This is a genomic window from Delftia sp. S65 (genome assembly GCF_016516495.1).
Lineage (GTDB): Bacteria > Pseudomonadota > Gammaproteobacteria > Burkholderiales > Burkholderiaceae_C > Comamonas > Comamonas acidovorans.
Map to the genome: position 1 here is coordinate 88,378 of NZ_JACVUR010000021.1, position 8,988 is coordinate 97,365.

The 8,988-nt window shown below is 67.0% G+C and carries 7 protein-coding genes; 4 read left to right on the top strand and 3 right to left on the bottom strand.

The window, feature by feature from the left end:
* A complete protein-coding gene (gene acnB, locus IAE24_RS17580) occupies positions 1–2,592 on the top strand; it encodes a bifunctional aconitate hydratase 2/2-methylisocitrate dehydratase (protein WP_123692278.1) in 2,592 nt (863 codons plus the stop codon).
* A gap of 76 nt (positions 2,593–2,668) precedes the next feature.
* Here the strand turns inward: acnB and IAE24_RS17585 are convergent, their stop codons facing one another.
* Positions 2,669–3,487 carry a helix-turn-helix domain-containing protein gene (locus IAE24_RS17585; RefSeq protein WP_199961262.1) on the bottom strand — a complete coding sequence of 273 codons (819 nt, stop codon included), beginning with the start codon at positions 3,485–3,487 and terminating at the stop codon, positions 2,669–2,671.
* Positions 3,488–3,618: 131 nt separating this feature from the next.
* Here IAE24_RS17585 and IAE24_RS17590 point away from each other — a divergent pair, with 131 nt between their 5' ends.
* The gene (locus IAE24_RS17590) at positions 3,619–4,041 is read left to right on the top strand and encodes a hypothetical protein (RefSeq protein ID WP_199961263.1); all 423 of its coding nucleotides are present in this window, start codon (positions 3,619–3,621) and stop codon (positions 4,039–4,041) included.
* Positions 4,042–4,211: 170 nt separating this feature from the next.
* Here IAE24_RS17590 and IAE24_RS17595 read toward each other — a convergent pair whose 3' ends face one another.
* Positions 4,212–4,484, bottom strand: a complete 273-nt coding sequence (locus IAE24_RS17595) for a hypothetical protein (protein ID WP_012204360.1) — start codon at positions 4,482–4,484, stop codon at positions 4,212–4,214.
* Between the two features lie 454 nt (positions 4,485–4,938).
* Here IAE24_RS17595 and IAE24_RS17600 point away from each other — a divergent pair, with 454 nt between their 5' ends.
* Both IAE24_RS17600 and IAE24_RS17605 read left to right on the top strand, forming a co-directional pair.
* The gene (locus IAE24_RS17600; RefSeq protein ID WP_199961264.1) at positions 4,939–5,358 is read left to right on the top strand and encodes a hypothetical protein; all 420 of its coding nucleotides are present in this window, start codon (positions 4,939–4,941) and stop codon (positions 5,356–5,358) included.
* 176 nt (positions 5,359–5,534) lie between these two features.
* Positions 5,535–8,420 (top strand): aconitate hydratase, encoded by a 2,886-nt coding sequence (locus tag IAE24_RS17605; RefSeq protein ID WP_199961265.1) that lies wholly within the window; start codon positions 5,535–5,537, stop codon positions 8,418–8,420.
* Between the two features lie 142 nt (positions 8,421–8,562).
* Here the strand turns inward: IAE24_RS17605 and IAE24_RS17610 are convergent.
* Positions 8,563–8,988, bottom strand: a 426-nt coding sequence (locus IAE24_RS17610; RefSeq protein ID WP_233630775.1) for a LysR substrate-binding domain-containing protein, incomplete at its 5' end; no start/stop codon positions are given.

Consider the following 8,988-nt stretch of genomic DNA (forward strand, 5'->3'; position numbering starts at 1 on the left):
ATGTTGAAAGCCTACCGTGACCACGTGGCCGAACGCGCCGCGCTCGGTATCCCCCCGCTGCCGCTGGAAGCCAAGCAGGTTGCCGAACTGATCGAGCTGATCAAGAACCCGCCCGCTGGCGAGGACGCCTTCCTGCTCGACCTGCTCACGCACCGCGTTCCTCCGGGCGTGGACGATGCCGCCAAGGTCAAGGCCAGCTTCCTGGCAGCCGTGGCCCACGGTGACATCCAGGTGGCTCTCATCTCCAAGGCCAAGGCCACCGAGCTGCTGGGCACCATGGTGGGCGGCTACAACGTGCATCCCCTGATCGAGCTGCTGGACGACGCCGAAGTCGCCGGCGTGGCCGCCGATGCGCTGAAGAAGACGCTGCTGATGTTCGACTTCTTCAACGACGTGGCCACCAAGGCCAAGGCCGGCAACGCCAAGGCCCAGGAAGTCATGAAGAGCTGGGCTGACGCCGAGTGGTTCACCTCGCGCCCCGAAGTGGACAAGAAGATCACCGTCACCGTCTTCAAGGTGCCCGGCGAGACCAACACCGACGACCTGTCGCCCGCGCCCGATGCCTGGAGCCGTCCGGACATCCCGCTGCACTACCTGGCCATGCTCAAGAACACCCGTCCCGACGCGGCCTTCAAGCCCGAGGAAGACGGCAAGCGCGGCCCGATGCAGTTCATCGACGACCTCAAGAAGAAGGGCCACCTGGTCGCCTACGTGGGCGACGTGGTCGGCACCGGCTCCTCGCGCAAGTCGGCCACCAACTCCATCGTCTGGGCCACGGGCCAGGACATCCCCTTCGTGCCCAACAAGCGCTTCGGCGGCGTGACCCTGGGCGGCAAGATCGCTCCCATCTTCTTCAACACGCAGGAAGATTCGGGCTCGCTGCCCATCGAAGTCGATGTCACCAAGCTGGAAATGGGCGACGTCATCGACGTGCTGCCCTATGACGGCAAGCTGGTCAAGAACGGCGAAACCGTCGCCGAGTTCCAGCTCAAGAGCGACGTGCTGTTCGACGAAGTGCGCGCCGGCGGCCGCATCAACCTGATCATCGGCCGTTCGCTGACCGCCAAGGCCCGCGAATTCCTGGGCCTGTCTGCCTCCACCGTGTTCCGCCTGCCCCAGGCGCCCGCTGCTTCGAACGCCGGCTTCACGCTGGCCCAGAAGATGGTCGGCCGCGCCGTCGGCCTGCCGGAAGGCCAGGGCGTGCGCCCCGGTACCTACTGCGAGCCGCGCATGACCACCGTGGGTTCGCAGGACACCACCGGCCCCATGACCCGCGACGAGCTCAAGGACCTGGCCTGCCTGGGCTTCTCGGCCGACATGGTCATGCAGTCCTTCTGCCACACGGCCGCCTACCCCAAGCCCGTGGACGTCAAGACCCACCGCGAGCTGCCTGCCTTCATCAGCAACCGCGGCGGCGTGGCCCTGCGTCCCGGTGACGGCGTGATCCACTCCTGGCTCAACCGCCTGCTGCTGCCCGACACCGTGGGCACGGGCGGTGACTCGCACACGCGCTTCCCCATCGGCATCTCCTTCCCCGCAGGTTCCGGCCTGGTGGCCTTCGGCGCCGCCACGGGCGTGATGCCCCTGGACATGCCCGAGTCCGTGCTCGTGCGCTTCAAGGGCGAAATGCAGCCCGGCGTCACCCTGCGTGACCTCGTGCATGCCATTCCCCTGTACGCCATCAAGGCAGGCGCACTGACCGTGGCCAAGGCCGGCAAGAAGAACATCTTCTCGGGCCGCATCCTGGAAATCGAAGGCCTGCCCGACCTGAAGGTGGAACAGGCCTTCGAGCTGTCCGACGCCTCGGCCGAGCGCTCGGCTGCCGGCTGCACGATCAAGCTCAACCCCGAGCCGATCAAGGAGTACCTGACCTCGAACATCGTTCTGATGAAGAACATGATCGCCGACGGCTACGCCGACGCCAAGACGCTGCAGCGCCGCATCGAGAAGGTCGAAGCCTGGCTGGCCAAGCCCGACCTGCTCGAAGCCGACAAGGACGCCGAATACGCTGCCGTGTTCGAGATCGACCTGGCCGACATCAAGGAACCCATCGTCTGCTGCCCCAACGATCCCGATGACGCCAAGTTCCTGTCCGAAGTGGCCGGCACCAAGATCGATGAAGCCTTCATCGGTTCGTGCATGACCAACATCGGCCACTTCCGCGCAGCAGCCAAGCTGCTGGGCGGCCAGCGCGACATCCCCGTCAAGCTGTGGGTGGCTCCGCCCACCAAGATGGACCAGAACGAGCTGATCAAGGAAGGCCACTACGCCGCCTTCGGCACGGCCGGTGCCCGCACCGAAATGCCGGGCTGCTCGCTGTGCATGGGCAACCAGGCCCAGGTCCGCGAAGGCGCGACGGTGATCTCCACCTCGACCCGCAACTTCCCCAACCGCCTGGGCAAGAACACCAACGTGTTCCTGGGCTCGGCCGAGCTGGCCGCCATCGCATCGCGCCTGGGCAAGCTGCCCACCAAGGAGGAGTACCTCAAGGAAATGGGCGTGATCGATGCCGACAAGTCCAGCGTCTACCGCTACATGAACTTCGACCAGATCGAAGAGTACGCGGACGTGGCCAAGGGCGTGAGCGCCTGAGTCCGGCCTGATCCGGCTCCATGAGCAAAGCCCGCTTCGGCGGGCTTTGCTGCTTTCTGGCTCTGTACTTTTCGGTTTACGCAGCCTGCTTCAACCGCCCCAGCACCTCCTGCGTCTGCGCATCCGCTGGAAAGAACGACTCCACGGCCAGCTCCTGCAGCGTCACATCCACCGGCGTGCCGAAGATGGTGATGGTGCTGATGAAGTTCAGCCGGCCATGGTCGGTGTCCAGCGCGAAGGGCACGGCGATGTGGCTGGCAGGTGCTGCGCCATGCGAGTCCGCTTCATCTTCCTTGAACGGGTAGGCGGCAATCTCGTCGTGCAGCGCCTGCAGCTGAGCATCCGACGTGGCGGCAATCTGCTGCTGCAGGCGGTGCAGCAGATGCGCGCGCCAATGGGCTGCATTGGCCAGGCGCGGGCCCAGGCCTTCGGGGTGCAGGCTCAGGCGCAGCACATTGACGGGCGGCTCCAGCAGCCAGGGCGCCACGCCGGCCAGCAGCAGCGGCACGATGGCGTTGGCGGCCACCAGGTTCCAGTGCCGGTCCACGGCCAGGGCGGGATTGGGTTCGTGGCCCTTGAGCACCAGGTCCACGGCCTGGCGCGCGGCGGCCAGGTCCGGGTGGTCCAGCGGCCGGGCCTGGTACATGGGCGCATAGCCTGCGGCCACCAGCAGCGCGTTGCGCTCGCGCAGCGGCACGCCCAGGCGCTCCACCAGGCGCAGCACCATCTCGCGGCTGGGCTGGGCGCGGCCGGTTTCCACATAGCTCAGGTGGCGCGTGGAGATCTCGGCCTCCAGCGCCAGGCCCTGCTGGCTCAGGCGGCGGTGCTGGCGCCAGTGGCGCAGATGGTCGCCGAAGGGCGAGCGCGCGGACGGTGGATGGGCGGTGGAGGTCATGGTCCGCATCGTAGCGGCGGGGCCGGCGTGGCGGCCATGACCTGCGAGGTTATCGACCCTGTGCAGCCTGCGGCGGACCATGCAGTCCATGGCATGCACGGTGTGTGCCTGTTGCTCTCAAGGAGTTCGCCATGTCGATGTTTGCTTCCCCCCGTTTCCTGCCCCGCGTGATGTGGGCCGATGCTGCTTCCTGCGCCGCCTCGGGCGCCTTGCAACTGGTGGCGGGGCAGCCGCTGTCGGATGTGACGGGGTTGCCTCTGGCGCTGCTGCAGTCCACAGGCTGGTTTTTGCTGGGCTATGCGTTGCTGGCTGCGTGGATGGCGGCGCGCTCGCCTGTGCCGCGGCGGTTGATCGGGCTGGTGGTTGTGGGGAATTTGGGGTGGGCTGCGGGCTGTGTTGCGCTGCTGGCGTTTGGTGGGTTGGGGTTGTCTGCCTGGGGGGTGGCGTGGGTGTTGGCTCAGGCACTGGTGGTTGTGGTGTTGGCTGAGTTGCAGTGGACTGGGTTGAGGCGCACGCGGGATGTGGTTGGCGGTGCGCGTGTTGCCATGTCATGACTACAGCGGGCTTGTTTTGGCCCTGCCGGGCCGTTGTTTTTCGAGGCCGGGTCTCGGCCCGGCAGCCGACTGCCCTTTCTTGCCAAGAAAGGTCAGGCTAAAGAAGGCGGCCCGACGCAGGCGCTGGCATACGGGGAGCTGGTGCGGGCCTTTGCTGCGCTGGGCCCGGTTCAGGGGGCTGTGCTGCTTTTGACGTGGTGGGAGCAGCCCACGGCGACGACTTCGCCGCTGGTTTCGCTGGCCAGCATGTCGGCGCTGTTGCGGATGGTGCGCAGGGCGCTGGCGAGTACGTCCAGGCGGTTGCTGGTCTCGGGCGTTTCCAGCCACAGCAGGGCCATGCGGGAGAGTGCCGAGATCTCGGCACAGCCTTGCTGCACCAGGCGGTCCACCTCGGTCACGACCTGGGTGAAATGCTCGGCGCTGGGTGGGGGTCTGGGTGTCATGGCTCGGCTCTCCGTGCAAAGGTGAGGCGGGCCGTCGAGATGGATGCGATGTACATGGTTCCGTGCTCCTATTCGAGACTGAACCACCAGGCCGGGTTTTCAAGCACAGCAATGGTGGACGGGATGTTGAAAACACGAGAATAGTCGTGCGGGCAGCCTTACGGTGAGCCCCATCCCGTCCCAAACCGTTCGGATGCAGGCAAGCGCCCACGATCCAAGCAAATCAGACGTGACAAGGCCTCGCTATCGGGGAGGCCGCTCCGCTATTCTTCAAAGGTGTTTTCAAGCACCGGCCCCGTGACAGGGGGCTGGTGCGGATTGTGGCATAGCGACTGGAGTTGCTCCAGCGGGGCTGGCATGACCTGGCAGGTCATGGACTCGGGGGGCGGTGGCGGCGGAGCATCGGTGGGGCCGGCTTGCGAGGTGCATGCCCGGCGATCCACAAGGAGTGCTGATGCCGATGTTTTCCCATGCCCGTTTCCTGCCCCGCACCCTGTGGGCCGACGCCATCTGCTGCGCCGCGGCCGGCGCGGTGCAGCTGGCTTTTTCGCAGCCCTTGGCCGTTTCAACGGGCTTGCCGCAGGCGCTGCTGCTGGGCACGGGGTGCTTCTTGCTGGCCTGGGCCTGCGTGGCTGGCTGGGGCGCGCGCCGCATGCCGCGCAGCAGGGGGCTGGTGGCCATTGCCGTGTTCGGCAACTTCGGCTGGGCCCTGGCGTGCGGCGTGGTGCTGTACAGCGGCTTGCTGGAGCCTGCGCCCGCAGGCTGGGCATGGGTGCTGGGCCAGACGGCCATCGGCGTGGCGCTGGGCGATCTGCAGTGCGCGGGGTTGTGGCGCAGCAGGGCTTCGCTGGCCGGTTCGATGACAGCCCCGTGAAAGCCTGCCGCTTTTGCCGCGCGGACAGCGTTGTCCGCGTGTGACTATCGCCAATGGACCACAGCATCCGCGGGCACTTCTGGGCACAATGGAAATCAGAGTCTTGGTGCATGCCCAGCAGCCCGGAAAAGGCGGCGCGCATGTGCCTTCCCAGAGTTTCATCCAGGAGTCTCACGATGCGCCACGAATATGAAAACACCCTCAAGTCCTTTGCTGCGGCGGGGGGCAAGAAGGGCAAGTTCTTCTCCCTGCCTGAACTGGCAAGGCAATATCCACAGGTCCGGCGATTGCCCGTGTCGCTGCGCATCGTGCTGGAGTCCGTGCTGCGCAACTGCGATGGCAACAAGGTGACGCGCGAGCATGTGGAGCAGCTGGCGAACTGGAAGCCCCAGGCCGAGCGCGTGGACGAGATCCCCTTCGTGGTATCGCGCGTGGTGCTGCAGGATTTCACGGGCGTGCCGTTGCTGGCCGACCTGGCCGCGATGCGCAGCACGGCCGCCAGGCTGGGCAAGAAGCCCAAGTCCATCGAGCCGCTGGTGCCCGTGGACCTGGTGGTGGACCACTCCATCATGGTGGACTACTTCGGCACCAAGAAGGCGCTGGACCTGAACATGAAGCTGGAGTTCCAGCGCAACAAGGAGCGCTACCAGTTCATGAAGTGGGGCATGCAGGCCTTCGACACCTTCGGCGTGGTGCCGCCGGGCTTCGGCATCGTCCACCAGGTGAACCTGGAGTACCTGGCGCGCGGCGTGCACAAGACCAAGGACGGCGTGCACTACCCCGACACCCTGGTGGGCACGGACAGCCACACGACCATGATCAACGGCATCGGCGTGGTGGGCTGGGGCGTGGGCGGCATCGAGGCCGAGGCGGCCATGCTGGGCCAGCCCGTGTACTTCCTCACGCCCGATGTGGTGGGCTTCGAGCTGTCGGGCCAGCTGCGCGAGGGCGTGACGGCCACCGACCTGGTGCTGTCGGTGACCGAGATCCTGCGCCGCGAGAAGGTGGTGGGCAAGTTCGTGGAGTTCTTCGGCGAAGGCACGCGCACCCTGGCGCTGCCCGACCGCGCCACCATCGGCAACATGGCGCCCGAGTACGGCGCCACCATGGGCTTTTTCCCCGTCGATGAAAAAACCATCGACTACTTCAGGGGCACGGGCCGCAGCAAGGCCGAGATCGAGGCCTTCGAGGGCTATTTCCGTGCACAGGAACTGTTCGGCGTGCCGGCCGCCGGCGAGATCGACTACTCGCATGTGGTGCGCCTGGACCTGGGCACGGTGGCGCCCAGCCTGGCCGGACCCAAGCGCCCGCAGGACCGCATCGAGCTGGGCAATGTGTCGTCCAAGTTCGATGAGCTGTTCAGCGCCCCTGCGGCGCACAACGGGTTCAACCAGCCGATCGAACGGCTGGGCCGGAGCTTTCGCGTAGGGGGTGGCGGCGAGGGCGAGGTGGCGCCCGAGACGCCGGCCCATCCGCCCGGCGCGCAGCGCTCGCTGGCCGAGATGGAGGCCAACAAGCCCAAGCTGGAGGCCGCCCACAGCGAGGCGCCGGTCGATGCCCCCACGCCGCCCAAGCGCCTGAGCATCGCCAACGGCGACGTGCTGATTGCCGCCATCACCAGCTGCACCAACACCTCCAACCCCAGCGTGATGCTGGCCGCCGGCCTGCTGGCCAAGAAGGCGGTGAAGGCCGGGCTCACGGTGCAGCCGCACATCAAGACCTCTCTGGCGCCGGGCTCGCGCGTGGTGACCGAGTATTTGACCGAAGCCGGCCTGCTGCCCTACCTGGAAAAGCTGGGCTTTGCGCTGGCCGGCTACGGCTGCACCACCTGCATCGGCAACGCGGGCGACCTCACGCCGGAGCTCAACGAGGCCATCACCAGCAACGACCTGGTCTGCGCGGCCGTGCTGTCGGGCAACCGCAACTTCGAGGCGCGCATCCACCCCAACATCAAGGCCAACTTCCTGGCCAGCCCGCCCCTGGTCGTGGCCTATGCCATTGCCGGCACGGTGCGCCGCGACCTGATGACCGAGCCCGTGGGCCAGGGCAAGAACGGCCGTGACATCTACCTGGGCGACATCTGGCCGACCAGCGAAGAGATCCATGCGCTGATGAAGTACGCCATGAACGGCAAGGCCTTCCGCGAGAACTACGAGAAGGTGCGCTCCGAGCCCGGCAAGCTCTGGGAAAAGATCCACGGCGTGACGGGCGCCACCTATACCTGGCCCGAGAGCACCTACATTGCCGAGCCGCCGTTCTTCGATGATTTCCGGCTCCAGCTGGACGCGCCCGCCGCCGGTGCTGCCGGCGCCGAAGGCTCCAACCCCTACGTGGTGCACGGCGCGCGCGTGATGGCGCTGTTCGGCGACTCCATCACCACCGACCACATCTCGCCGGCCGGCTCCATCAAGGAAAGCTCGCCCGCAGGCCAGTGGCTGCTGGCCCACGGCGTGCAAAAGGCCGACTTCAACAGCTACGGCTCGCGGCGCGGCAACCATGAGGTGATGATGCGCGGCACCTTTGCCAACGTGCGCATCAAGAACCTGATGATTCCGGCGCAGGCCGATGGCTCGCGCGAGGAGGGCGGCCTGACGCTGTACCGCGACGGCACGGGCCAGGTCACCAAGATGCCCATCTACGACGCGGCCATGAAGTACCAGGCCGAGGGCCGTGCCACCGTGATCTTCGCGGGCGAGGAATACGGCACGGGATCGAGCCGCGACTGGGCCGCCAAGGGCACGCAGCTGCTGGGCATCAAGGCCGTGGTGGCGCGCAGCTTCGAGCGCATCCACCGTTCCAACCTGGTGGGCATGGGCGTGCTGCCGCTGCAGTTCCTGGGCACGGACAGCTGGCAGACCCTGGGCCTGACGGGCGAGGAGTTCGTGGAAGTGATTCCCGCCGCCGACCTGGCGCCGCAAAGCGAGGCCCAGCTGGTGATCACGCGTGCCGATGGCAGCAAGCAGACCGTGGTGGTCAAGCTGCGCATCGACACGCCCATCGAGGTGGACTACTACCGGCACGGCGGCATCCTGCCGTACGTTCTCAGGCAGCTCCTTGAATGAAGTTGGAAACCACCTGAGCCGCTATGCGGCTTCCCCCTGGAAGGGGGACGACACCCTGGCGGCGGGGCGGCCCTTGCTCGGTGTCCCTCGCTTTTGGGCCACGCCAGTTTTGGACATGGTGAACTGAGCAAGGGTGTGGCGTTTATGGCTGCTGTCCCAGCCTGCCCACGCTGTCGCGCAGGTGGGCCAGCAGCGATTCGACCAGGGGCTGCACATGGCCCGGGTGCCACATGGCCTGCATCTGCGACTGCGGGTGCCGGCCCTGGATGGGCACGAAGGCCAGCCCCGGAAAGCCCACGCGCTGCAGGCAGGACGGAACCAGGGACACGCCCTGGCCCAGCGACACCATGGACAGCACCGACAGCCAGTGCCGCACCTCGTGGTGCAGGTCGGGCGTGAAGCCCTCGCTCTGGCAGATCTGCCAGATCTGCTGGTGGTAGTCGGGCGAGACCTGGCGCGAGAACAGCACCATGCGCTCGCCCGCCAGCTGGCGCACCTGCAGCGTGGGCGGGGCGGCCCCCCCCAGGGCGGGGGGCGGGCCGGGCCGGAAGGGCGGGCGCCCCACCGG

What these genes read in the sequence shown, in the direction of transcription:
- acnB (WP_123692278.1), top strand. Translation starts at nt 1, where the DNA reads ATGTTGAAAGCCTACCGTGACCACGTGGCCGAACGCGCCGCGCTCGGT.
- IAE24_RS17585 (WP_199961262.1), bottom strand. Translation starts at nt 3,487, where the DNA reads ATGACCTCCACCGCCCATCCACCGTCCGCGCGCTCGCCCTTCGGCGAC.
- IAE24_RS17590 (WP_199961263.1), top strand. Translation starts at nt 3,619, where the DNA reads ATGTCGATGTTTGCTTCCCCCCGTTTCCTGCCCCGCGTGATGTGGGCC.
- IAE24_RS17595 (WP_012204360.1), bottom strand. Translation starts at nt 4,484, where the DNA reads ATGACACCCAGACCCCCACCCAGCGCCGAGCATTTCACCCAGGTCGTG.
- IAE24_RS17600 (WP_199961264.1), top strand. Translation starts at nt 4,939, where the DNA reads ATGCCGATGTTTTCCCATGCCCGTTTCCTGCCCCGCACCCTGTGGGCC.
- IAE24_RS17605 (WP_199961265.1), top strand. Translation starts at nt 5,535, where the DNA reads ATGCGCCACGAATATGAAAACACCCTCAAGTCCTTTGCTGCGGCGGGG.